The sequence below is a fragment of the Paenibacillus sp. FSL H8-0282 genome (genome assembly GCF_037963825.1).
In the GTDB taxonomy this organism is placed as follows: Bacteria; Bacillota; Bacilli; order Paenibacillales; family Paenibacillaceae; genus Paenibacillus_AQ; species Paenibacillus_AQ odorifer.
Window position 1 is genome coordinate 1,121,982 of sequence record NZ_CP150146.1, and the last position, 25,043, is coordinate 1,147,024.

General features: G+C 44.3%; 20 protein-coding genes and 1 riboswitch. Of the genes, 14 read left to right on the forward strand and 6 right to left on the reverse strand.

Annotation, left to right across the window (positions count from 1 at the left end; all coding sequences use genetic code 11):
• The first annotated feature begins 33 nt into the window (after positions 1-33).
• The 6 genes from NST94_RS04795 to NST94_RS04820 all read left to right on the forward strand — a co-directional run bounded on the left by NST94_RS04795 (position 34) and on the right by NST94_RS04820 (position 10,806).
• Positions 34-1,134, forward strand: coding sequence for a glycosyltransferase (locus tag NST94_RS04795; RefSeq protein WP_036676592.1), 1,101 nt, complete (start codon positions 34-36; stop codon positions 1,132-1,134).
• A gap of 4 nt (positions 1,135-1,138) precedes the next feature.
• Entirely contained in the window at positions 1,139-2,479 is a 1,341-nt protein-coding gene (locus NST94_RS04800; RefSeq protein WP_076129263.1) for a UDP-glucose/GDP-mannose dehydrogenase family protein, read from the forward strand.
• Between the two features lie 745 nt (positions 2,480-3,224).
• A complete protein-coding gene (locus tag NST94_RS04805; RefSeq protein ID WP_076185033.1) occupies positions 3,225-4,598 on the forward strand; it encodes a sugar phosphate nucleotidyltransferase in 1,374 nt (457 codons plus the stop codon).
• 136 nt (positions 4,599-4,734) lie between these two features.
• A riboswitch (cyclic di-GMP riboswitch) is annotated at positions 4,735-4,814 on the forward strand.
• 12 nt (positions 4,815-4,826) lie between these two features.
• On the forward strand, positions 4,827-6,377 hold the full coding sequence (locus NST94_RS04810) for a glycosyl hydrolase (protein ID WP_081383414.1): 1,551 nt from the start codon (positions 4,827-4,829) through the stop codon (positions 6,375-6,377).
• A gap of 151 nt (positions 6,378-6,528) precedes the next feature.
• Positions 6,529-8,049 (forward strand): glycosyl hydrolase, encoded by a 1,521-nt coding sequence (locus NST94_RS04815; protein ID WP_339281732.1) that lies wholly within the window; start codon positions 6,529-6,531, stop codon positions 8,047-8,049.
• Positions 8,050-8,100: 51 nt separating this feature from the next.
• Positions 8,101-10,806 carry a discoidin domain-containing protein gene (locus NST94_RS04820; protein WP_339281733.1) on the forward strand — a complete coding sequence of 902 codons (2,706 nt, stop codon included), beginning with the start codon at positions 8,101-8,103 and terminating at the stop codon, positions 10,804-10,806.
• An 86-nt stretch (positions 10,807-10,892) separates the two neighbouring features.
• Here NST94_RS04820 and NST94_RS04825 read toward each other — a convergent pair whose 3' ends face one another.
• Positions 10,893-11,957, reverse strand: coding sequence for a GNAT family N-acetyltransferase (locus NST94_RS04825; protein WP_339281734.1), 1,065 nt, complete (start codon positions 11,955-11,957; stop codon positions 10,893-10,895).
• A 194-nt stretch (positions 11,958-12,151) separates the two neighbouring features.
• Between NST94_RS04825 and NST94_RS04830 the strand changes: the two genes are divergently transcribed.
• Positions 12,152-13,630 (forward strand): potassium/proton antiporter, encoded by a 1,479-nt coding sequence (locus NST94_RS04830; protein ID WP_076137164.1) that lies wholly within the window; start codon positions 12,152-12,154, stop codon positions 13,628-13,630.
• 187 nt (positions 13,631-13,817) lie between these two features.
• On the forward strand, positions 13,818-14,273 hold the full coding sequence (locus NST94_RS04835) for a Dps family protein (protein WP_076129259.1): 456 nt from the start codon (positions 13,818-13,820) through the stop codon (positions 14,271-14,273).
• Between the two features lie 94 nt (positions 14,274-14,367).
• Here NST94_RS04835 and NST94_RS04840 read toward each other — a convergent pair whose 3' ends face one another.
• The gene (locus NST94_RS04840; protein WP_076185036.1) at positions 14,368-15,072 is read right to left on the reverse strand and encodes an AIM24 family protein; all 705 of its coding nucleotides are present in this window, start codon (positions 15,070-15,072) and stop codon (positions 14,368-14,370) included.
• Positions 15,073-15,121: 49 nt separating this feature from the next.
• Positions 15,122-15,589, reverse strand: a complete 468-nt coding sequence (locus tag NST94_RS04845; protein WP_076304990.1) for a hypothetical protein — start codon at positions 15,587-15,589, stop codon at positions 15,122-15,124.
• Between the two features lie 225 nt (positions 15,590-15,814).
• Here NST94_RS04845 and NST94_RS04850 point away from each other — a divergent pair, with 225 nt between their 5' ends.
• From NST94_RS04850 to modB, 5 genes are all read left to right on the forward strand, one after another.
• Entirely contained in the window at positions 15,815-16,501 is a 687-nt protein-coding gene (locus NST94_RS04850; RefSeq protein WP_248547914.1) for a M50 family metallopeptidase, read from the forward strand.
• Positions 16,502-16,691: 190 nt separating this feature from the next.
• Entirely contained in the window at positions 16,692-17,378 is a 687-nt protein-coding gene (locus NST94_RS04855; protein WP_248547913.1) for a hypothetical protein, read from the forward strand.
• Between the two features lie 199 nt (positions 17,379-17,577).
• Entirely contained in the window at positions 17,578-18,543 is a 966-nt protein-coding gene (locus tag NST94_RS04860) for a WYL domain-containing protein (protein WP_280753490.1), read from the forward strand.
• Between the two features lie 511 nt (positions 18,544-19,054).
• Positions 19,055-19,843, forward strand: coding sequence for a molybdate ABC transporter substrate-binding protein (gene modA, locus NST94_RS04865; RefSeq protein ID WP_076185041.1), 789 nt, complete (start codon positions 19,055-19,057; stop codon positions 19,841-19,843).
• Positions 19,844-19,883: 40 nt separating this feature from the next.
• Complete coding sequence (modB, locus tag NST94_RS04870) at positions 19,884-20,540, forward strand: molybdate ABC transporter permease subunit (protein WP_172628881.1); 657 nt, start codon at positions 19,884-19,886, stop codon at positions 20,538-20,540.
• A 379-nt stretch (positions 20,541-20,919) separates the two neighbouring features.
• Here modB and NST94_RS04875 read toward each other — a convergent pair whose 3' ends face one another.
• Entirely contained in the window at positions 20,920-21,918 is a 999-nt protein-coding gene (locus NST94_RS04875) for a helix-turn-helix transcriptional regulator (RefSeq protein ID WP_339281735.1), read from the reverse strand.
• A 66-nt stretch (positions 21,919-21,984) separates the two neighbouring features.
• Positions 21,985-22,734: a polysaccharide deacetylase family protein gene (locus NST94_RS04880; protein ID WP_076129284.1), complete on the reverse strand. Its 750-nt coding sequence runs from the start codon at positions 22,732-22,734 to the stop codon at positions 21,985-21,987.
• A gap of 278 nt (positions 22,735-23,012) precedes the next feature.
• Here NST94_RS04880 and dgt point away from each other — a divergent pair, with 278 nt between their 5' ends.
• Positions 23,013-24,422, forward strand: coding sequence for a dGTP triphosphohydrolase (gene dgt, locus NST94_RS04885; protein WP_038568916.1), 1,410 nt, complete (start codon positions 23,013-23,015; stop codon positions 24,420-24,422).
• 75 nt (positions 24,423-24,497) lie between these two features.
• Here dgt and NST94_RS04890 read toward each other — a convergent pair whose 3' ends face one another.
• Positions 24,498-25,013, reverse strand: coding sequence for a GrpB family protein (locus NST94_RS04890; RefSeq protein WP_076279904.1), 516 nt, complete (start codon positions 25,011-25,013; stop codon positions 24,498-24,500).
• Between the last annotated feature and the right edge of the window lie 30 nt (positions 25,014-25,043).

Genomic DNA, 25,043 nt, shown 5'->3' on the forward strand with positions numbered 1-25,043 from the left:
ATGATGCTCCATAAAACTTTGAGGATGATTCACATGAAAATTGCGATAGCGCACGATTACTTAATCCAAATGGGCGGCGCGGAAAGAGTGGTGGAAGTCTTTCATCACATGTATCCCGAGGCTCCAATCTACACAACGGTTTTTAACGGAAGCCGCCTTACTGACAATCTCAAAGATGCGGATATCCGTGCCTCCTGGCTGCAAAAGATTCCGGGGGTAAAGACCAATTTTAAAGGGGTGCTGCCACTTTATCCAATGGCCATCCGTGATTTGGACTTTCGCGGTTTCGATATCGTCCTGAGTTCCAGCAGTGCTTTTATGAAAAGTATTCAAGTTCCTAAACATACGTTTCATCTTTGTTACTGCCATACGCCTATGCGCTTCGCATGGGATTATGACACCTACATGGAACGTCAGTCGAATTCCGGGCTGTTCAAAAAAATGCTTAAGGTATACATGCAGCAGCTCAAAACGTGGGACCAACGGACTTCCAAAAATGTGAATCAGTTCGTAGCCAATTCTTCAGTAGTGAAGACGAGAATTCAGAATTATTATCACCGGGATGCAGATGTCATATTTCCACCGATTAATACAGCCCGGTTTACAAGCTCTTCTACCATTGGTGACTACTATTTAATTGTCTCCCGGCTTGTTTCCTACAAGCGGATTGATCTGGCAGTAGAGGCTTTCAATCGTAACGGTCTTAAGCTTTATATCGTAGGGGATGGACCGGATCGCAAGCGTCTCGAAGGCATGGCTAAGGATAATGTATCGTTTCTGGGCCGGCTAGAAGATGAACAAGTAACTGGAATGATGGCACAGTGTAGAGCATTTATTTTTCCAGGAGAAGAGGACTTTGGAATTACACCGCTGGAAGCGAACGCTGCAGGAAGACCGGTAATTGCTTATCAAGCAGGTGGGGCACTAGATACTATTATTCCTTATGTAAATGGTGTGTTCTTTCAGCATCAAGAAGTGGAGGATCTACTTAAGGCTATTTATGAAGTAGAGTCCTACGCTTGGGATATCGATCAAATTATGGAGCATGCACGTAAATTCGATGAGCAGGCGTTTATGGTTAAGTTCAAGCAGTATGTTGAGCAGGCGTACGTCAATTTTCTAAAAGGAGGATGATTATATGAAGCTGACAGTAATCGGTACTGGGTATGTGGGTCTTGTATCTGGCGTGTGCTTTGCACTGGGCGGACATCATGTCATCTGTGTGGATAAGGACGAGGAAAAGATTAAGAAGCTGAAACAGATGGAATCGCCCATCTATGAGCCGGGAATCGAGGAACTGATTGAACTGAATCTTCGTGAGGAACGGTTATCTTTTTCTGCAGATCTTCAAGCGTCGGTGCGCCGTTCAGATATTATCATTCTTGCTGTAGGTACGCCATCATTGCCTAACGGTGAAGCAGACTTAACCTACATTGAGGGTGCAGCCGCTGAAATCGCCAAAGCGATGGAAGGGCACAAAATTATAATGACTAAATCTACAGTTCCAGTAGGAACAAATGAAAAAATCTCTCAAATGATCTCTAAGTATACCCAACATTCTTTTGATATCGTGTCTGCACCTGAGTTTTTACGTGAAGGGTCAGCGATTCGCGATACCCTCCATCCTGATAGAATTATCATTGGCCTTGATAATCCAGAGCTGGAACCAACCATGCGCGAGCTTCATAAGGGTTTCACAGAAAATGTATTTGTAACAGATATACGCAGTGCTGAAATGATCAAATATGCTTCGAATGCATTTTTGGCCACGAAGATCTCCTTTATTAATGAGATCGCCAATATTTGTGAAAAAGTGGGAGCTGATGTAACCGAGGTAGCACAAGGAATGGGTATGGACCAAAGAATCGGGTCATCCTTCCTGCAGGCTGGTATCGGTTATGGAGGCTCCTGTTTCCCGAAAGACACTAATGCGCTCATTCAAATTGCGGGCAACGTCGATTACGAATTCAAATTATTGAAATCTGTAGTCGAAGTGAACAAGGGACAACGGTTTATGATCATCTCCAAGCTGCATGAATCACTTGGCAGCCTGCGCGGTTCGACAATTGGGATATGGGGGCTTGCTTTTAAGCCTAACACTGATGATGTCCGCGAAGCTCCAGCCAGAGAGATTGTTGAGGCACTGGTGGCTGAAGGGGCAACAGTCAAGCTATATGATCCAATCGCAGCTACAAATTTCAGGCAGCAATACGATCATCCGCAGCTTCGCTGGTGCAATCTGCCAGAGGAGGCGGCTGAGGGCAGCGATGCCGTATGCCTCTTGACCGATTGGAGCCTACTGAAGGACATTGATCTGCATCAGCTGGCGAAAAGCATGCGCAATGGGGTGCTGATCGATGGACGCAACGTGTATTCCAAGGAGCAAATCGAGGGTACCGGCCTCGTTTATCATTCTGTCGGTCGCCCGCAGATGGGTGGATTGAGCGGTTATTCTGCTAGTGTGGCTGGAGCGGTTTAATGATTTGAGTTAAGTGTCAGTCGCAACTGCGGTGAATGTTTGGACTTCCAGCCGCTGTTGTCTGCAGATTTCCTGATTCTAACCGCTAATAGCGGTAGAAATCCGCAGACAAAGGCGGACGCTATCGCTCTTACAGTTCCAAAATTCCCCTCCGTCACTCCGTTCCCTTATCTTAAGTTTCTAAGCAATTTATAAAGTTAGGTACTCTGATTATATACCGCAGTAGCAGTAGCATTTGTAGTTGTCATTGTCATTGTCTCTGTCTCTGTGGTGGCAATTAGTCTTGCTCTTGTAGTTGCAGTTGTTCTTGCAGTTGTTCTTGCAGTTGTTCTTACAGTTCTTGCAGTTGCAGCTGCCTCCCCCGGAGCAGAAGCAAATCTTTAGAAAAACGTGCTTGCTTCCGGCTGGAACAGCCCGGTACGCACGGATCAAGTATTAAGAAGAAGTTGGTTAGGTGAAGAACGGAAAGGGAATTTGGAACTGTAGAAACGGAGTGTTCGCCCGAAAGATTTCCGTAGGAAAGCTAGCTTCGAAAGCATATGCTATCCTCGGATTTCTACCGCTAGAAGCGGTTCAATAAGGAAATCTGAGGATAACAGCGATCGGAAGTCCAAAATCCCTTGGAGTGGTTTCTACCTAACAAATTTTTTTAGTGCATCCGCTCGAAATAAGGCTAAGTGGAAGCTGACGTTTTGATAACAATTCAAATATGCTCGATTTCCATAATTCAAGGAGGGTTCATTCTATGAAAATGGTACTTCTATCAGGCGGTTCAGGTAAACGGTTATGGCCGTTGTCCAACGACTCACGTTCAAAGCAATTTCTAAAGGTACTTGAAAGCCCTCAAGGTGAACCAGAATCCATGGTACAACGTGTCTGGAGACAGTTGGAGGAAGCAGGGATGGCAGAATCATCTTATCTGGCCACCGGCCGCGGCCAAGTAGAAATGATACAAAGCCAACTGGGAAGTCATGTGCCGATTATCGTTGAACCGGAGCGTCGGGATACTTTTCCGGCTATCGCCTTAACAGCTACCTATCTTTATTCAGTGGCAGGTGTTTCTCCAGCGGAGACGGTAGCAATATTGCCTGTTGACCCTTATGTAGAAGCATCCTTTTTCGATACCATAGCTATGCTTGAGGAGACCATGCTGGAAAGTGGAGCAAATCTGGCTCTAATGGGTGTTGTTCCTGAACATGCCTCAGAGAAATACGGATATATTATTCCTACCACCGAAGAGGCGGGGGAAAATGGTTTTATGAAGGTGAGTCACTTTCAAGAGAAACCAGACCGCATACAAGCAGAACAGCTCATCGAACAAAATGCCTTGTGGAATTGCGGAGTGTTTGCCTTCCGCTTAGGGTACTTGTTAGATATTTTGCAGCGTAAAGGGTTGCCTTTAGGATATGAAGAATTGCAGAAGCAGTATAAGCTATTGTCTTCCATCAGCTTTGATTATGAAGTGGTGGAGAAAGAAAAACATATTGTGGTGCAGCCGTATGATGGATTCTGGAAGGATCTTGGAACGTGGAATACGCTGACAGAGGAAATGAGCAGCAAGCATGTAGGAAAAGGTTTTGTGACGGCGGATTCTGAGGGGACTTGCTTGATTAATGAGCTGGACATTCCGATTACGGTAATTGGTGCGAAGGATCTGATCATTGCGGCTAGCCCGGATGGGATTCTAGTTACCCATAAAGCTGAGAGCCCACGGATTAAAGAAGTGCTGAAGACCTTTGAACAAAGACCGATGTACGAGGAACGCCGTTGGGGTCATTACAAAGTTATTGATTATGTGAAATATGATGAAGGCAATGAAGTGCTGACCAAACGGATTTTTATATCCGAGGGGAATAATATCAGCTATCAATTACATCGCAAGCGTAGTGAAATTTGGACAATCGTCAGCGGCGAAGCAAGTATTGTGCTGAATGAGAAAAAACATAATGTGAAGGCTGGGGACGTGGTACGTATACCGGAAGGAACGAAGCACGCGATCCTTGCTTTGACGGATGTTGAGTTTATAGAGGTACAGACGGGGTCTGAATTAGTAGAAGAAGATAACATACGTATTACTTTAGACTGGAATGATATAGAACTACAACAATTCATTTCATAGGTCTAACCTATCTATTTAACCAATTCAAAATTTCTTGAAACAGGTAAATTGACTCAATTATCAAAAAAAGTCATAAAAACACTAAATATATCATTAATTGTCGTCGATACTTACGGTAAGAGAGATTATTTCTCTTAAATTGAAAAGGCAAACCTATCGAAAGGTAGGGACGCAAAGCTATAGGGCCTTCGAAAGAGTGGCAGCCTGGCTACCGAAAGGGAGATTATTTTGAAAGCTTACCGTACGTATCGATTGTTTGGTGCATTTCTGTCACTCGTCCTGTTTCTGACTGCACTTCCGCTTGCTGTTGGAATTTCGCCGTCTGTTGTCATAGCTGCTTCAAATTCTGGAACGCCAGTTACCCCAGGTGCCTCACCTGAAGCCGTAAAGCTGCTTAACTATTTTTACTCGATCTCAGGAAAAGGTATTATTGCCGGTCAACATGACTATTTAGAAAGTCCAGATGAAATTAACAATATGCTGAAGGGAACCAGCGGACAATATGCGGCTCTTCACGGTTATGAAATGGGTGCGATCAGTGGCCAGTCCGAAGCAACGATGGCTTGGCAACGTCAAAATGTGGTGAACAGCGCCATCAACTGGAATAAAGCGGGCGGGATCGTAGCTATGACTTTTCATGCTAACCTGCCGGGCACCTCTTATGACTGGGATAATGTGAAAAAAACACTTAGCCAGAGTGAGTTCGATAGTTACGTTACACCGGGTACCAAGCAATATAACAATCTGATCGCTGAGCTTGATAAGGTGGCCGTCTCTTTAAAAAGCTTGCGCGATGCCAATGTTCCGGTGCTTTGGAGACCCTATCATGAAATGAACGGGAACTGGTTCTGGTGGGGGAAGAAAAATAACTTTTCTAAACTATGGAATATTATGTATGACCGTTTTGTTAACGTTCATAAATTAAATAATTTGTTATGGGTGTGGAGTCCGAATGCTCCCAATGTTTGGTCAGATCCTTATGCGCTAACTTATCCAGGTGCTGATAAAGTAGATATTCTGGCAGCAGATATATACGAAAATGATTACCAGCAAAAATACTATGACAGCTTATTGAGTCTAGCCGCAGGCAAACCGATTGCGATCGGGGAAAATGGTGAAATGCCTAATCTGGAGAAGCTTCAGCAATCGCAAAGTAAATGGACGTATATGATGAGCTGGGGAAAAATGCTTTACGAGAATAACAGTGCAGACACAATCAAAACATTTATGAATAGCAACTATACCCTGACCAGAGATAAATTAAATACTGGTCTGGCACCGACACCTAGCGCCGCACCAGCGCCGGCACCTTCTGAAGAAGAGGGGGAGGCAGCAATTCCTCTCGCGAAGGGGCTTGCAGGAGAGTATTACAACAACATGCAATTGTCGGGAGCAGCAGCTCTTAACAGAACTGATGCAATAATCGATTTCAATTGGCGGCAAGGCTCGCCGGATGCCGCCCTCGGGATTGATCGGTTCTCCATACGTTGGAGCGGTAAAATTAAGTCATTATATAATGAGCAATATACATTTTACACTACCTCAGATGATGGTATCCGTGTCTGGGTGAATGGGGAATCCGTGATTGATAGTTGGACTAAGCAAAGTGGTACTGAGCGTAAGGGCATTATAACGCTGAAGGCTGGCCAGCTATATGATATCAAGGTGGAGTATTACGAGAATGAAGGCGATGCGAGAGTCCGCTTGATGTGGGAAAGTGCTAGTCAAGCTAAAGAGACAGTTCCAGCAAGTGCACTTTTTCTTCCGGATGTCTCCTGATTGATGAAAATTAAAGGTCGATCCTTAGTGGCTCTGCGTTATTGCAGAGCTACTAAGCTATAGTCCTCATTAGGTCAGAAGACGATTGTCCGATAACAGGTATGTTTTTAACACCTGTGGAGGCAGTACAGCTACCGAAAGGAGGATTTATTTGCGTAAATATTATAAGAAAAACAGATTGTTGTTTACTATGTTACCGGTGTTTATTATTTTTTCCTTGCTGCCTTGGGGAGAGGTTAAAAGTCTTCCGAAGGCTATGAGTGTTTCTTCCTCTCTACCTCCGGCTATACCAAGCAATCCTTCGGCTTCTGAAGAAGCCAAGCAACTGCTGAGTAATTTGGTGAATCTACGTGGCAAAGGGATCTTGTCCGGCCAGCATGATTATCTAGAAAGTCCAGATGAACTGGTTCATAAGCTGAAGAATACTTCGGGACAAAATGCCGTTCTACATGGTTATGAATTAGGGGCGATTAATAATCAATCCGAAGGGACGATCGCAGAACAGCGGCAAGCTGTTATAGACAGTGCAATTGAATGGCATCAAGAGGGTGGCATTGTAGCCATGACCTTCCATCAGAGCTTACCGGGAACCTCAGCAGAATGGTCCAATGTAAACAGAAGTCTCAGTCAAGAGAAATTTAATGCTTATGTTACACCTGGGACAGCTCAGTATAAGAGGCTAATTTCAGATCTAGACGAGGTTGCTGGATATTTGGGTCAGCTGCGTGATGCCGGAGTGCCGGTCTTATGGCGACCTTACCATGAAATGAATGGTGGTTGGTTTTGGTGGGGGAAAAAGGACAATTTTTCAGAGCTGTGGAGTATTGTCTATGATCGTTTTGTAAACACACACAAGCTAAATAATCTACTGTGGGTGTGGAATCCGAATGCACCGAATGAATGGTCAGATCCATATGCTGCATATTATCCCGGTGGGGATAAACTCGATGTTCTGGCTGCGGATATCTACAATAACGATTATAAACAGTCCTACTATGAGGATCTGCTCGCATTGGCCGAGGGTAAACCTATCGGAATCGGGGAGAGTGGGCAATTGCCGAACCCGGATGTATTAACTGAGAAACAAAATAAATGGGTCTATATGATGACCTGGGGAAAATTACTGACAGAAAATAATACGCTACAGTCAATTAAAAGCTTTTTTAAAGACTCATTTATAGTATCGAGAGAGGACTATGTTCTCACAACAGGAGGTCCTTCGATAGCACCCGTAACTCCGGTAACCCTAACGGGTTTAACTGGAGAATACTATAACAATACTGATTTAGATGGAGAAGCGGTACTTATCCGCAATGACCGTAAGATTGATTTTAATTGGCATGGTGGGTCCCCTGCCTCAGAGATAAATGAAGATCACTTTTCTGTACGCTGGAAAGGGAAACTCAAACCTAAATTCAGTGAAAAATATACGATTTCGGCATCCTCTGATGATGGAGTCCGTGTCTGGATTGACGGAAAGCTGATCATCGACAATTGGAAAAATCAAAGTGCAACCCTTCATAAAGGAAGTATCCCGCTCACAGCCGGAACGCTTTATGATATCCAAATTGAATATTATGAGAATGAAGGAGATGCCAATCTTCGTTTGCTATGGGAGAGTTCCAGCCAGAAGCAGCAGGTAATTCCACAAGGGGCATTGTTCCTTCCTTAATCTAATGAAATGATAGGGTAAGACATTCCGGAAGAAAGAGAGGACCTATGGATGGGAATAACGAGGAGAATATCTAATAGAAAAAATAAGATATCTGCAAACAAACCATTACTGTTATTACTAAAATTCGCCGCATTAACCGTCTTGTTTCTGTTGTCTGTCTCTGTCTTCGGAACAAATAGGACAAACGATTATAAGGTAGGTGTCAATATACCGAGACTATCTGCAGGAACTGATGCTGCAGCAGAAATACCGGATGGTACTGTGATCTGGAATCTGGGACAACATGATGGCTCAGCAGCTGAATTCGCTGCGAGTGGCACTTCTGGCAGCAAGAAGGAATTTAATGTTACTTCTTCGGTGCTCAAATCATCGGCTCTGCAGAGCTTGCCTGCAGGCTTGAATGGAAAGACCCAGCCGGAATTAACAATCACCTATCAGCTAAATAAGATCCCGGAGAATGGGGTCTTATTTAGCGTAGGTATTCTGGATGCTTATAAATCCGTGCCGCAAATGAGTGTGTTCTCCAATCATCAATTGTCGGGGATCATTCAAATTGCGGGCGTTGCTGGCACAGAAAGCGAATATAACTTTCAAAAGACCTATGAATTATATATTCCCAAGGAGCAATTAAAGATAGGAACGAATGAATTGAAGCTGCAAACGGTTCGCTGTTTATATTGCAGTGACAAAGAAGACGAATATTCCTGGTGGACTTGGGATAATCTCCGTTTAGAATCTCTTAACGCTCCAATTTCTGAGCCTATCCATGGCAGCTATACACTGACGGGAACAGTAGTGAATAATAAACAATTTTATTTCGATGAAGGTGCAGTTACGCACTTGCCTTATGTTATCAAATGGCTAGGGATGGCTTATAGCGGGAATGTGATGCGTACTAGCTGTGCCAGTGATGTCGGGAGATCCTGCTCGGATATGATGGAATATTACAAGGTATTGCAGGATTACAACATGCAGGCGGTTGCTTTGTATTTGCATACTGGTGATATTAAGCTTAAGGCAGATGGATCGTTGCCTGCTGACGCGGAGAAAAAGCTGACAGATTATTTTGAGCAATATAGCCCCTATTTTCAATATTATGAGGTAGATAATGAGCCAGGATTATTCAATCGTTCTAAGGCAGTGAACCTGGCAATTGCGGACTGGCTGAATAAAAAGGGCAAGCAAATCGCGCCCCATTTACAAACTGTTGCTCCGGGCTGGGCATATTGGCCGAGCTACAGTGAGGATTCCTGTGGTAATCAGAAGGGAACTGGGAAGGAATGTGGAGATCCGGATGGCTGGGAACGTGATCCAGAGCAACGTATGGAGTTGGAGAAGGTTACGGATTTGACCAATGGACATTCCTACGGTGACTCTTATATTTTTAGTAATGGAGGAAGCTTTACTGAGAATTTGAAGACCTTCACTGGCGCAGACAATGGACTCGGCAAAAAAATGCTGACCACTGAATTTGGTACCTCGGACAGTCATGTGGATGCCTATCAATACGGGGCAACGGATCGGACAGCGGCTGTATTCGACCGGATCATGCGTGCACATATTGGTTATGCGGATATGTTTGTGCAGCATGCTGCTTTTTTTAAGGATTTCAGTTTATTCAAATACGGGTTTAATTTAGAAGAGCATGATCCGGCGACCACAGAGATTTATTATACAAAAGAAAATGAGGATTCACGTGTCAGCATTATGAGAAGGCTCAGTCTTGCCTATGCTACACATGGAGCTCCGCTAACTTATCAAATTGCCAACAAAGATGTATTAGCCGACAAGCTGGTATATGTTCGGGCCGTGGATACTTCTACATTGAAGCCTCTTGCGGGAAGTGGAGCGACCTCAAATAAGGTGCTGGTTAATTTCGTTAACTTTGAGTCTACTCCACAAACTGTGAGTGTAAATGTGACTATGCCGAAGAACGGGGTGTATGAAGGGGAACGTTTTGGAAACGGGGATACGTATGAAAAAGCAAGAAGTTATGTAACAGGTAAAAAGGCTACTCCTACGTTAACCTTTACGGAGACCCTTGCTCCAGGAGAGGCTGTGCAGTATATTTTGCAGCCTTCCTCTGAAGTAAAGCCGTCGGCACCTAAAGGATTCAAAGCCGCAGCAACAAAAGGTTTAGCTGTAAAATTAAATTGGTTGGAGGCACCAGGAGCAAGCTATGAGCTGCTTCGCGCTGAAGGTAGCGGCGGGGAAATGAAGGTGGTGGCCACCGATGTGAAGCTTACAGAATATACGGATCATAATTTACGTGAAGGGACGTTATATACCTACGCGGTAAGGGTATCCGGCTCTAATTTACTGTCCGATAAAGTTCAGATTACAGCCACTGGACTGGTTCCTCTGGATCGTACTAAATGGAAGGTATCCTCAAATGTGAATACGGCAGCATCAGCTCCTAGTCTGGCTATCGATGGGGATCGGCGCACGCGCTGGGATACGGGGAAACATCAGGTTTCCGGTGAGTATTTTCAGATTGATCTGGGTGAAGCACATGAAATTGAAAGAATAGATTTGGATAGCACGTTATCACCGTTTGATTATCCAAGAGACTATGTAGTCTATATTTCTGACGATGCTCAAAACTGGAAAAAACTCACGTCTGGTAAAGGTACGAAAGAGCTTACTAAGATATCCTTTTCTAAAGTGAAGACGAGGTATGTCAAAATTGTGCAGAACGGAGCCGGCGGGAATTATTGGTCTATTCAAGAGCTACAGGTGTACTCCAGAGAATAAGAATTATTTGAATTTATATAACTGTTAATAGAGCATACTAAATAACCTCAGCGGGATCCTTCTCCCGCTGAGGTTATTTTTGTGCTTTAAATAAAATGGAGGCCTGACATATAAGGTAAAGGGATTGCCTCTGATTCCCCCAAGGAATCAGAGGTGCGAAGCGGGCTCGCTGGATCAAACAGCAGCGAGATCAGCTCCTTGTCGTCCACAGACGACAAGTCGAGGCTACGCTTGCGGCATACTTCCGTCTGCCGCAAAAGCGCTTCCCGGTCTGCGATGCAGACCGTCCCGCTGTTCGCGCCGGCGCTTAAGGAGGCGCCGGCGTCCCGCAGAAGCGCGAGCAGGCTGCGCTCCTGCCACGGCACAGGCACTTGCAGCGTGCCGACACCGCCGCACAGAGCCGCCTTGGCCAGCAACGCCGCTACCGCTTGCGGCTGGCCGGCCCATTCCACCGCCGTCGCTGGGCTCGGCGCCGGCACATCCGCCGCAGGCACAGCCATCGCGGCGAACCCCTCGATGCTGCCGTCCCGCACGGCTACGAGTGTGCGCTGGGACAAGCCCAGCACACCCGCGTAAGCCTCGGCACCCAGCAGCAGCGCCAGCTCACCCGGACTGTACACCTGTCCGGCTTCGCGTTCATTCAGCAGCCGGTTGACGGCGAAGAAGTCGCCCGGCTGCATGGGCCGCAGCGTCCATTCTTCCCCTGCTGCGGCAGCAAGTGCGTGAGCCGAGCTTGCGTTCAGCTCGGCAAATTGCGTACCGCCGAACGGTACGCATCCCGCTCGGGTATACAGCGAGCGGTCACCCGAGACAAAGATAAGCGATGCGCCGGCATTCGCAGCATGGGTCTGGCATAGCTGTAGAAGCTGACCGGCTAGTCCCTGGCCGCGATAAGCAGGATCTGTGCAAACCGCGCCGATGGAGAACACGTTCAGGAAAGCTTCTCCAGTGCAGATCGTGGAGGGCACCAATCCCATAAAAGCAGCGATGTTACCGTCCTCGGCAACGGCTGCATAAGAGTGAGTGTAACCAGGGCTGAAAATCAGCGGAAACAGCTCTTTCATAGAAGTGTCTCCAGCTTTACGAAAGATGGAATGGGCTAGAAGAGCGGCTTGCTCCAGCTCCGCAGGTTTAATTAATCTCAATTGCATATACAGTCAGCCTCCTTATATGTAAATACGAGTAGGGTAGAAAGGAATTATTTTAAGTATAAGCCCCAGCGGATGAAATCTTCAATCCTGCTTATATTATTCAATGTCTCAAAAGGAGGTGGATAAGGGTAATAACGTACATAAATAAGGAAGCTTATATTTTAAGCTAGAAGCGAAAGGGAAGTGAATAAACGGTGACCCAACTTGCAGATAATATCATATTATTGCTGGCAGCTCTCTTACTTGTAGGTGTGTTTTCCACCAAATTCTCCACTAAATTTGGAATGCCAGCTCTAGTGCTTTTCCTTGCTGCGGGGATGGTACTGAGTCAATTTATCTTTTTTAACAATGCTTCCTTAACACAAATGGCTGGGATTTTTGCGCTGGTTGTTATCTTGTTCGAAGGTGGGATGCAGACCAGTATTAAGGATATCAAGCCTATTATTCGGCCGGCATTATCCTTATCCACGGTAGGCGTATTGTTAACGACAGCTATCGTTGGGGTGTTCGCTAAGCTGATTCTTGAGGTGTCATGGGCAGAAAGTTTTCTGTTCGGAGCTATCGTGGGTTCGACTGATGCTGCTGCGGTCTTTTCGGTATTAGGCGGTAAGAATATTGACAAACGACTGACCTCGACACTCGAAGCGGAATCAGGCAGCAACGATCCTATGGCGGTATTTTTGACAGTATCGCTGATCGAATGGATTCAGCATCCGGATATGGCGATATGGGGACTTGTGCTGTCCTTTATATGGGAGATGGCAGTTGGTTTGGTGATAGGGATTGTACTTGGTAAAGTCGCAGTATATCTTATCAATCGAATTAACCTGGATTCTACGGGACTTTACCCGGTATTGGCAATTGGATTTGCTGTCCTAACCTACGGCTTATCTGCACTCGTTCATAGCAGCGGCTTGCTGGCTGTCTATGTAATGGGTCTTACCCTTGGCAATTCCGAGCTGATGTATCATCGAACCATTATGAATTTTAGTCATGGCTTTGCTTGGATGATGCAAATATTTATGTTTATATTGCTGGGTCTACTGGTATTTCCACAGGAGCTGGCAGAGGTGGCTTGGCAAGGTATATTGCTGTCCGTCATTCTGATGGTTGTGGCAAGGCCAATAGGAGTGTTTATAAGCTTGCTCTTTTCCAGATTCTCTATTCGTGAAAAAACACTAATTTCTTGGGCCGGCCTGCGCGGAGCCGTTCCAATTGTGCTGGCAACCTATCCGCTGCTAGCTAATCTTCCCCACGGCCGACTGTTCTTTAATGTAGTATTCTTCGTCGTGCTGACCTCAGCAGTGATTCAAGGAACAAGCATTTCACCGCTGGCTTCCCGGTTGAAGCTGGTGGGGCAAGAGGATTCAGCACAGCCATCACTGATGGAGCTGGTCGCCCTTGGCAAGACGGATTCCGAGTTCAACCACATAGGAATTGAACCTTACATGCCCATTGCCGGGCAGAAAATCTCCGATATCGGACTGCCAGATGATATCTTATTTACTGCTATTATCCGGAATAAAAGCATTGTCACCCCCCATGGCAGTACCGTCATTGAGCCAGGGGATACTGTATATGTCTTAAGTCCAAAGAGCAAACGCGATGAGATGAGGGCTTTTTTCCGGAGTCAGAAAGGGAAGACGGCGGAGGAAAATATATCTTTGATTTAAGTCTAGAAAGAGGACGTTATCCAGAGTGTGACAGAGATAATAGGCGTTATAACAAAAGTTATGCTAGAATCGGCAACATGCAAATCTTCAGAGTGGTTGCAAAAAGCAAAAGGATGTGTTAAATTGTATATAGATTTAGAACGAGTCTAAATACAATATAATAAATTAACCATAGGAGGTTTTATTAATGACTACACAACTAAAGAGCCAAACTGAACTGCACGCTGCTTTGAACCGCCAGACCGCGAACTGGTTCCTGCTTGGGGTAAAGCTTCATCATTATCACTGGTATGTTAGCGGATCCCAATTCTTCACGCTGCATGAGAAGTTTGAAGAACTCTACAATGAAGCTGCTGGTTATGCAGATGATTTGGCTGAGCGCCTGCTTGCTATTGGTGGACAACCTGCCTCCTCTATGAAACAATATCTGGAGCTTTCCGATTTACAGGAAGCTCGTGGCGGCGAAGATGCCAAGGGTATGGTAATGGAGCTGGTTAGAGACTTTACAACTGTTTCTAAAGAACTGCAGGCTGCGATTGCTACTGCAGAAGAACTGGCTGATCAACCCACTGCGGATCTGCTGATTGGTATTAGAAGCAGCATTGAGAAACATGCTTGGATGTTGAATGCTTTTATCGCCTAAGACAACATTCTTATAAAGGATAGAACCACAAAGAGCGCCTGCGTATAGGCTACGCATGGCGCTCTTTGTTTTGTTGTTTTACTACTGAACACAACTATTTAATAAACACACCCCCGAAGGGAACTACCTCGCGTAGAAATCGTTTAACAATTCCATCATCGTTGTTATCTCTTTCGAATCGGCGGTTCTGACGTCCTGCCTGAAACAGCACAGGCCCGTGACCTGTCATCTTCCAGTGATAGCTCATATGCTGGCTAGCCAAATGGTTGCCGTAAACGGTGAGCTCCAGCTTGGCATTCTCAGGGTAGGCAATAATGCTGCCTGCATCGACATAAAGGGGGTTGGTCGGGTGCAGTACAGCTTCACAGACCGTACCCTCCGTCAGTATGCCAATCATGCCATTGCCCGAGAATTTCACCTTTACAATATCCCGTGTAACGAGCACATTCTTCATGCTTAGCACCCGGGTCTCCAGTGAAATACCTATACTGTAGAAGAAGAGATGCTTAAAGTCGTACAGCAGATCGCTTTTGCCATCGAGCTGCAGGATTTTTATGCGATAGCCTGGTGGAAGGGCGGCGACGAAATGGCAAGGACCTGCCATATCGGAACGAATCAACTTTCGCTTGCGGTATATGCCCTTCACATCCATAAATCTGTCCGCTCGTCCTGAGGAAGGACCTTGATAAGCGATAATTTGTTGTGGATGGAGTATATGAACCTCTTCTTTCTCCCCAAGGGAGAAGGCTACGGCTTGTCCGCTTCCACTGTCGCTTTCATCTTGGATATCGATGTTCATAGTTCATCTCCCTCATGCTGTGACTGTGATCTTCAATGAATACGTAAGACTAACGCAGACGGTCGCCTTTTCGCGAACGGTAAAGCATGCTGAAACGAATAAAACGTATCAGTATAAAATAACCTAGGATTAGTCCAATCCCTGTAAAAATAGTCACTTTGATTTTATGATAATATTCTTCGCGTGCCGTCCGGTCATTTTTTAATTCATCAACCATCTGCGTTAGTTGGCGATTCTGCTCTTGTAGGCTTTCGTTCTGTATCCGGTAAGCTTCTATCTCCTGCGTGGTATTCGCGAGCTTATCCTTTGCCTGCTGAAGCTCTTCAGCGGTTTGCTGAAAACCTTCCTTTAATTCATTCACTTCGTTTGGCAGCTCGGAGAAATTTTTAACTCCATTATAGATATCACTGAATATATTAGCTTTTGCTACAGGAGCTGGCAGGCATACAGTAAGCGTCAGCAAGAACAGGAGCGAATATAACAGCTGTAGATATGCTCGGGATTTATGTCGTTTCATCTATATAATCACCACCCAATTTAGGCTTGTAGTTCTTTTATTTTAACACAGCTTGACAGCTTCTGACAGCGTACGCCATGGGACTGGTAATGCTTATAATGAAAGTAATTTTTACCTCCTTAAGGTTTTCGTTTACTCATTATTAAACACGATCAGTCCGTGATTATCTCGATTGAGAAGAGGTACTATTTATCGTATACTTTGGACGAAAGGGGCTGCTGTCGATTGAACAAATGGCTTAAAACAATATTGCTTCTGATCGGATCTGCTTTTTTGACTAGATTGATCCCATTTTCATCTTTGTTTCGGAATTTAGACACGATGATTCATGAATTTGGTCATGCTCTGATGACCTTACTACTGTCGGGTAGTGTGCTGAGGATTGAATTATACGCAGATCATAGCGGTGTAACCTATTCAGCCATTCAAGAAGGGGGCAAGGCAATATTAGTTTCCCTCTCGGGTTATTTGCTAGCCTCCTTATTTGCACTTCTGCTCTTCTATTTATACAGTAAGGGACGCCATGATTGGGGCCTTATCTTAGCTACGGGTGTGGCGTTGATTATGCTCCTGCTATACGTGCGAGGAAGCTTTGGCATGATGTGGTTGGGCGGATTTATTGCGCTAAATATTCTAATGCTGCTGGTTTGGAAGACGGCCAGCAAATATTATTATTTGTTATTGGCCTTTTTAACCTTGGAGGAGTCTGTAATGGGAAGTTTATTTTTGGTATACGCGGCTGCTGTATCACCGTCCCGTGCAGGAGATGCCAGTAATCTGGCAAGAATGACTCCCATACCCGCTATATTTTGGGCCACACTGTTTTTTATATTTTCTCTGTGGTGTGCCAAATGGGCACTGGGACTATTTTTCAAGCGAGAGCGAATGCAGACTAAATTAGGGAGTCGATGAGAAAAAAACATAAAATTTTCGTCATAAATAGACAAAAGGAGTTGTTTTTACAAGAGTCAGTCTACTAAGCATGTAGAATGACTCTTTTTTTGTCGATAATATAGAACCGAACATACATTCCATGACATGGAGTTGTCCGCCATTATTGGTACATTAATAGAAGACCCAAAAAAAGAAAGAGGTGGAAATAATGATAGAAAGTATTCATCCCGTATTCACATGGAGTCAAAATCGTATTTTTGCAGGCGGCAATCGTAATGTTATTTTGCTTGTCGAATGGAAAGGGAATATACCTGCAGAGCACAGCCGACCCAGCAGTTATAAAGTGGTTGCGCGTGAAATTGAGCTGCGGGTTTGGCTTGAACCCCATGTAACTTTTAAGCGTTCGTATGGGTGTGAGTTTGAAGTCGGTGAGGGCAGATCGCTACTTCTTAAGCTTGGCAAAATAAAAACGGGGCAACGAAAGTTTATTGCTTTGGAATTCAATATCTCTACTACTATTGCAGGTAGATATGAAGCTCTTTCCTTACAGTGGAAATATAAAAAGCCAACCGTAGAGCGTGTTCAAGAGCTTCCAGTAAAGGTTCTTGAGCTAGAATACACCCATCATACTCAGGTTCTGAGTGAAACCTGCTGCTTTCACGTAGAGAAACATCTGGAATTGTTAAAAACAGCTGAAACGATTGAGGAGGCAACCACGTTGCAAAATGAAGGACAACATAGTCAAGCTCATGAAATGCTTTGCCGTCACGCAGATAAATTACTATTACTAGCCGTACGTTCTGGAGATCCTTTACTACTTAAAGAGGCCGAAATGTTGTATAAACAGATTGGATTCGAGTATCAGAAGCGGGGGAAAACTGCTACTGGAAATTGATATAGGACATACAACTAGAAGATGCATATTGACGAAAAAAGACCTATACATAAATTTGTTTTGTCAGCGGGTTCGGCGGAAAATAATCAGAAGAATTGTAATATAAAATGTGGTAACATAGTAAAAAAGTTCTATCACACTATTACTTTTTTTCATAAAATAATGGGTCTATTTAACCATAAATCAAGGGGAACTGAATATGACAGACCGATTAATCCGACTGATGCGCATTATTACACTTGTTCAAGCCAAGCCAGGGATATTAGCCCGTGAATTGGCGGAACGCTGCGGCAACAGCGAGAGAACGATATACCGGGATATGGACGCGCTTAGCGCCATGCATATTCCTATAACCCACCTTGGACATGGAAAAGGCTATGCTTTTATTGGCAATTTTGCACTTTATCCTTTGGATTGGTCGGAAGAAGAGGCGTCTGCGTTTTCGCAACTACGCTATATTATGGAAGATATTAAACCCGTTCTGCCTATCGATTTTGAAGGCGCTTATGAAAAAGTAGTTGCAGCTGAATACAAGCGAAAGGCGGAGCGGGAAGAAACGATAGAACGTGCAAGAAGAGAAGCAGGTACAAGCTGGTTGGAAAGAAGCGGTGCACAGATGGAGCATCAATCTTTTTTAACACCTATATTGGAGGCTTTATTAAAGCAGAGGAGTATTCAAGCGAATTATTGTGAGAATGCGGTGGAGGAGAAAGAAATAACCATCGATCCTTATTGTTTAGTCCCACTGGAAAATCGTTATCATCTCATTGGATTTTGCCATCATCAGGGTGTTATTCGTACATATCATATCAACGATTTTTCAAACGTGAAGCCACTAAACCGCTGCTTCTCAAAGGAATCATTTGATTTGCAAGCTTTTATGAAGAAAAAATGGTCACTTGACCGCGATAGTTTGCAGGTAGAGTTTAAAGTGAAATTTTCGGAGCGAATCATGGAAGGGCTTAAGAGAGAGGATCTGCCCTATAAGCCGAATAAAGTAGACCGTCAAGCTCGGTGTTGTTATTTTAAAGTCGCGTTGGAACAAGATATTGCGTTTGTCCGCTGGATTAAGAGATTCGAAGAGGATGCTGAAATCATAGAGCCGTTATATTATCGTGAAGTGCTCAGGCAGCAGTTGGAGAAATGGATATCACAATATAAATAAGATGGTTCTCACCTTCAAATGAAATATTCGTTTACATATATTGTTACAAATCAAAAATTATAGAATATTTCTCTTGTTTGGTGAGTCTTTTTATAATATCATCATACATTAAATAACATAATTATAATTTATAGGGTTATTTTTATCCTCGAATTTGACCTTTGTTCAATTTTATATAGAAGAAAAGTATTCTCAAGATTCATTTGATTCTTAAAAATGAATATATTAATCCGGGTGAGATTCCTGGGGAAGTGGATTATCCATTATGTTGACGGTACTGGGCTTTAACGTGAAGAATTAATATCATTCGTGTGGTGTCTTTGCAGCCCTATTTAGGGGCGTCAAAGGCATCTTTTTTGTGTGCAAAAAGCCAAAATCATCGTTATATATTGTCTAATTATAACAATATATAACTAAACATATCCAAACACAACTGTAGTTGTAGAAAAACGAAAAACTGTATGCTAGAATAGCATCTAAATATATACATACGAAATTGGGAGGAATGGAAATGTTTAAGAAATGGGCACTCTCCGTGATGGGGATATTGGCAATCCTTCTGGTTGTAAATTTATCTGCAGGTTCAGGTGTAGAGGTGCAAGCAGCCACCAAGAAGACCGAAATTATTGTTTCCGCAGCGGCTAGTTTGCAAGACAGCCTGGATAAGATTGCTCTCCTTTATGAAAAGAAACATCCCGATATTGATTTGGTTTTTAATTATGCAGCAAGTGGCACTCTGCAAAAGCAGATTGAGCAAGGGGCGCCGGCGGATCTGTTCTTCTCGGCAGGTGATAAACAGATGAATGCACTGGTGGAAGGTGGACTTGTCTCCGATCATAAGGTTCTGCTTAAGAATCAATTGGTTGTAGTTGTACCCTCAGATTCAAAGGTTAAATTAACTACAATTACTCAGCTTACGGATAAAGCTTTTAAGAAGGTGGCAGTAGGACAGCCTGAATCTGTGCCGGCGGGTCAATATGCTCAGCAATCGCTGGCAGCGAAAAAGGTATGGGATCCGCTGCAAAGCAAACTTGTATTTGCCAAGGATGTGCGTCAGGTTCTCTCTTATGTAGAAACAGGAAATGCCGATGCCGGTTTTGTCTATAAGACAGATGCGCTTACTTCAAAGAAAACTAAAATCGCTTTGACGGTCGGTCCACATGTACACAAAGCCATTAATTATCCGGCAGGCATCGTGAAGAGCTCGAAGAATCAAAAGGCAGCTAAGGAGTTGTATAGTTACCTTCAGAGCAAGGAAGCTAATGATATCTTTGTAAGTTATGGCTTCCTGCTTCCTTAAATAGAAATTACGAGTAGAAGCGGGTGGAATAAGGTTGGAAATAAATTGGACTGATTTCTTCGCCCCGGTATGGCTTTCCGTAAAAATATCTGTGATTACCAGCATTATTGTATTCATTTTGGCAACAGCTGCTGCGAAGGCCATGGCAGGCCGGAAGTTTCCCGGCCACAGCTTGGTAGAGACTATAATGCTGCTTCCGCTCGTTTTGCCGCCGACGGTCGTAGGATTTGTGCTTTTAGTTATTTTAGGCCGACGAAGCTGGATCGGCAGATGGTATGAACAGATGACGGAGCAGACGATCCTGTTCACATGGGGGGCAGCTGTTATCGCTGCTGTAGTTGTAGCTTTTCCACTCGTATACCGCACAGTGAAGGCGGGTTTCGAAGGGATAGAAGCAGATCTTGAAGATGCAGCGCGGGCACAAGGGGCAAGTGAACTGCAGGTACTGCGTTATGTCACGCTGCCGCTTGCGGGCCGGTCGCTGGCAGCCGGTTATGTTCTTGGCTTTGCCCGCGGTCTTGGGGAGTTTGGTGCTACCATCATGGTAGCTGGCAATATTCCGGGCCGTACGCAAACCTTACCCACAGCGATCTATGTTGCGGTAGATGGAGGCAATATGACGCTCGCGTGGATGTGGGTATGCTCAATTATTGTTATTTCAGCTGCTATGCTGATGTTTGTGAATCGGCGTTCTTAAAAAAAACACCAGACAGCGATTCTCCGGTTATGGGAGAGTTGCTGTCTGGTGTTTTTGGTTTGGAGCGGGCGGTTGAGCGGATGCTGAGCAAGTGGAAACCCGGCGACTTTGATGCAGCTTTTAGCACCGCCAAATTTTGATGGAGTCTGTGAGTTAACTGCATTCTATCCAGTTATTCGGTCTGCATAAGGGAACGTTCTAGTTTTAATTGTATTCTATACAACTAAAACTAGAAAAGACGCCTATGGGGTAGTAAATCAAAAGAAATAGGTGTACCAAATACAGTTATATCTAATTTGCTAGTTGTTCGAAGTAATATAGTTGTACGAAATACAGTTAAACGCTTCTGCAGAGTGCTTCCTTCTTCTGTCTGCGACCATTAAGTCTCATAAATTATCGTACCAGTTTCCGTGAGATCATATCCGTGAATGGATCCAAGCTCACTCTGGAAGGCTGGTGAACGCAAAATATCAATCACGGCAGCGATCCATTGCTCATGCTCCGGTTTTTTTATCATCACCAGGTCGTAGCACTCCTGAATCATAGGAATAAAATCAACGCCGTCGACAATCTTGGCGGCTTTCTCGGTGCCGATGGCTACATCAGCTTCTCCCCGGGCCACTTTACCGGCAACTGCCAAATGGCTGTTCTCCTCGTTCATATAGCCTGATAGGGTGGCTGCTGGAATGCCATGCAATCGAAGCTGTTCATCCAATAATACGCGTGCACCTGAGCCTCGTTCTCTATTGATCAGCGTGAGTCCATCCTGCTCTAAGTGAGACCATTCCTGAATACCTCTGGGATTCCCTTTTTGTACGTATAAACCAGCACTTCGGGTTAGCAGGCGAACCACAACATAAGAACATCCGACGAGTATTTTACGGATATAGGGTAGGTTGTATTCTCCAGTATCCCCGTCGAGTAAATGTGTGCTGACAATGTCCGATTCCCCTTTATACATGGCAATCAGGCTGTCTAGACTCCCGGCATAAGAACGAAGAGGACGTTCAGTAGGCAGAGCCCGTTCTAAATAGGTAGCTAGAATATCCAGTGACATATCCTGACCTGTAATCACCAAGCTGTGTCCTACAGCTTTAAGGTGAGGAGATTGTGCTGGCATTTGAGCTGGATTTGTACCGGAAAAGACCAAGGGGATTGCTGGTGGAGTCTGGCCCATTATAGTAGTAGGGTTAGCGGTAGACACCCCACTCCGTGTATTTTGTTTGTAGGCTTCCAAATCGGATTGATCCACGCGCATTTGTTTTCCTACACGGTAGGAGGGGAGCTCCCCTTTTTTAATTAGATCATATACTTTTAATTTTGATATTTTTAATAAGCGGGCAATTTCCTCTGTCGTATAGGATGTATTATCGGACATCACAAAAGCCTCCAGAACTTCATATTAGGACAAGACTACCCTATTTTGAAGTCCTGTGCAATTAGGCTATTGTTGTTTCCCAGCCTGTTGTGTACTGGATAATTTGATCAACTCAGAGACAGTGACAAATCGAAAGCCTTTCTTTTCTAATTCGGGCAAAATAATTTTAAGCGCTTCTCTAGTTTGTGACTGCCCGTGCACATGATCATGAAACAGAACGATGTCTCCATTACGTGCATTTCGAATGACCTTGTTCGAAATACTGTATACCCCTGGGCGATTCCAGTCACGTGTATCTTGATGCCAGGACCATAATATGGGCTTCAAGCCCATATTGTTAGACAGATCTACTAAGGTCTCGTCATACATGCCGCCTGGTGGTCTGAACAGTGAACTATGTTTACCGGAGACTTTTATAATCTCTTCTTCGGTCAATTTTAGCTCCTGCTCAAATTGGGCTTCATTAATAGGTCTTTTAAAATAAACGTGATTGTAGGTATGGTTAGCTAATTCATGCCCCTCAGCAATCACTCGTTTCGCTACCTCTGGATAGGCTGCAATTCTTTTTCCTATCGCAAAAAAGGTACATTTCGCATGGTATTGATTCAATACCTTTAAGATTTGATCGGTTTCAGTAGGGTCAGGACCGTCATCGAACGTCAATGCAATCACTTTTTGGTTAGTATGTACTTCCCAAATCATGTCTCCTCTTTTTTCGTAGTAGTCGCGGTTTTTGCTTGGACTGCCTAGAGCAGAGTTCGTGAAGCATAAAAAGAGTGTAAGGGTGATCATCATAATTTTGCTGCGAGTTTTCATCATTTCACCTGTTTTTTTTATTTTAGAGTGCTCCTTTTGGGGGTCGGTATATTCATAGTTTAAGTTTTGTAAAGACAACCAGTCTTTTTTCGTGCTCTTTCTTCTTTCTACTATCCTTCATGTACAGGTTATGAGATTCATTTTGGCTTCTGATGATTACATAGTTATCGACATGCCCGTTTATAATTAAATTAGCTTTTGTATTTTGATGTGAAAATAGTTATGAAAATGCCTTATAATGAAGTACTATATACAGACATTTGGTTAGGGGTGGGAATATGACACTTATTGAAAAAAGAGAACACCGGCAATATCCGGAGATTACCCGCCTTGAAACGTCGAGAGCTGCTTATGAGCGTGATTATTCACGCCTGATTCATTCGCCTACTTTCCGTAGGCTACAAGGTAAATCACAAGTATTCGGAGCAGGGACCGGTGATTATTACCGTACGCGTCTGACTCACTCACTTGAAGTTGCGCAGATTGCCCGTGAGGCGGCGAAAAGTCTGCTGCGATCGTATCCAGAAGTGGAAACCACTAAGGCGGAGAATCCGGGTCTTGTTATCGATCCAGAGGTAGTGGAATGCGCAGCTATCGCTCATGATTTTGGCCATCCTCCCTTTGGACATAAAGGGGAAGAAGTGCTGGATAATATTTTGGAACAGCTTATTGAAAAGAAAACTAACGAAGCTGCGCTGCAATCAGGCGCAACGGGTGTGGATCGGCTGCTGATCCATGAGCAGATGAAGCAACGTTATGAGCATTTCGAAGGCAATGCCCACAATTATCGGCTGATTATGTTTCTGGAGAAGCGTGAAAATATTGATGGCCTAAATCTGTCGGATGCTGTGCTGCTAGGCATAAACAAGTATCCTTTTCCCGGCACCTCGCTGAAGAAGGGGATGTACCTGCACGAATGGGGATATATTTCGGAGATCCGCAAAGAGTGGGGAATACCAGCAGGTAAGAAAACGTTGGAGGCTCAGCTTATGGACCTTTGTGACGATATCGCTTATTCTGCACATGATCTGGAGGATGGGATTAAAGCCGGAAAGATTGAAGTGCATGAACACTTTATGCATGATTCTTATATCCAACGGTTAATCGTGGAGAAAATCACCACGCTCGAGGATTTCTTTTGGAAGGGCTGGGAAGAGGAAGGCATTCGCGCGAAGGTCGAGGAAGTGCTCAGTTCATTTCTTCGGGTTTGGAAGGAAAAAATGCCAACCTGTGAAAACGACTATTCCCGCACTCGACGTGAAGTTAAGGCTTATTGGGTAAGTACCTTTGTCGCAAGCTTGGGAGTGATCCAAGATGGAGACTGGAAGAAGGTCACCTTTATAAAGGAAGGAAAAGAAGATGAAGATATGCTGCGGACCGTCAGTGTGTTGAAAAGCTTCGCATGGGTCACTATGATCCGTGATTTGCGTGTGCAGCGGCTGCAGAAACGTAGTGAGTGGATTTTGCGCCGACTATGGGGAGCATTTCTGGATCCACAGACCTCTAAAGCCATTATTCCATCGGATTGGCTGCAGCGCTTTGAGAAAGATCAGAAGCAGGCAAAGCCGATTTGGACTTGGGAGCATATGGTGATTGATTATATCGCAGGGATGACTGATGCTTTTGCAGAGAAAATATATAATGAGCTGTACGGACTGAAAGTCGGCTCGATTTATGATTTGGATTAGAGGCTCTTAGACAAGTAGTCCCTGCTGTTCATTTAGGATGATCTAAATGAACAGCAGGGGCTATTTTTATAAGGATTATTGATTTAAATACCACTCATATGCAGTTTTTTCAAGATTAACCACAAATTCTTCTTTCCCGTCTATATAAGCTCCAATATCCTCTGGGAATTGTTTGGCAAGAGTATCTTTTAAATCTCCGTACTGTTTAACCGCCTCCGGATATGATCGAAGGTAGTCTCTTACAGCCAGATGACGACCGATATCTATCTTATTATCCATTTGGAAGACATGAACATGATGGGTTCTGCTATTTCCGCCTTTTCTGAAATATCTTCTGCCACTGATACCGAACTCACCCATACATTCATAACCAAGTGCTGTCATTTGCTGGTTGAACTCATCTACAGCTTCGATATTTCGTACTACTGGCATTATATCTATGATTGGTTTCGCTTTGAGTCCGGAAACAGAAGTGCTGCCAATGTGGTGAATATCAACGAGGGCATCAGCAAAGATATCTTTAATCTTCTGAGCTTCTTCGTTGAACATTAGACTCCATTGTTCGTTAAATTCTGTGACCGTGACCTTCATTGCACTAACCCTCTCTTTATGGATAACTTT

Bases quoted from the DNA above. Each gene is read 5' to 3' on its own strand.
- NST94_RS04795 (WP_036676592.1), top strand. From the start codon at position 34: ATGAAAATTGCGATAGCGCACGATTACTTAATCCAAATGGGCGGCGCG.
- NST94_RS04800 (WP_076129263.1), top strand. From the start codon at position 1,139: ATGAAGCTGACAGTAATCGGTACTGGGTATGTGGGTCTTGTATCTGGC.
- NST94_RS04805 (WP_076185033.1), top strand. From the start codon at position 3,225: ATGAAAATGGTACTTCTATCAGGCGGTTCAGGTAAACGGTTATGGCCG.
- NST94_RS04820 (WP_339281733.1), top strand. From the start codon at position 8,101: ATGGGAATAACGAGGAGAATATCTAATAGAAAAAATAAGATATCTGCA.
- NST94_RS04825 (WP_339281734.1), bottom strand. From the start codon at position 11,957: ATGCAATTGAGATTAATTAAACCTGCGGAGCTGGAGCAAGCCGCTCTT.
- NST94_RS04835 (WP_076129259.1), top strand. From the start codon at position 13,818: ATGACTACACAACTAAAGAGCCAAACTGAACTGCACGCTGCTTTGAAC.
- NST94_RS04840 (WP_076185036.1), bottom strand. From the start codon at position 15,072: ATGAACATCGATATCCAAGATGAAAGCGACAGTGGAAGCGGACAAGCC.
- NST94_RS04845 (WP_076304990.1), bottom strand. From the start codon at position 15,589: ATGAAACGACATAAATCCCGAGCATATCTACAGCTGTTATATTCGCTC.
- NST94_RS04855 (WP_248547913.1), top strand. From the start codon at position 16,692: ATGATAGAAAGTATTCATCCCGTATTCACATGGAGTCAAAATCGTATT.
- NST94_RS04860 (WP_280753490.1), top strand. From the start codon at position 17,578: ATGACAGACCGATTAATCCGACTGATGCGCATTATTACACTTGTTCAA.
- modA (WP_076185041.1), top strand. From the start codon at position 19,055: ATGTTTAAGAAATGGGCACTCTCCGTGATGGGGATATTGGCAATCCTT.
- NST94_RS04875 (WP_339281735.1), bottom strand. From the start codon at position 21,918: ATGTCCGATAATACATCCTATACGACAGAGGAAATTGCCCGCTTATTA.
- NST94_RS04880 (WP_076129284.1), bottom strand. From the start codon at position 22,734: ATGAAAACTCGCAGCAAAATTATGATGATCACCCTTACACTCTTTTTA.
- dgt (WP_038568916.1), top strand. From the start codon at position 23,013: ATGACACTTATTGAAAAAAGAGAACACCGGCAATATCCGGAGATTACC.
- NST94_RS04890 (WP_076279904.1), bottom strand. From the start codon at position 25,013: ATGAAGGTCACGGTCACAGAATTTAACGAACAATGGAGTCTAATGTTC.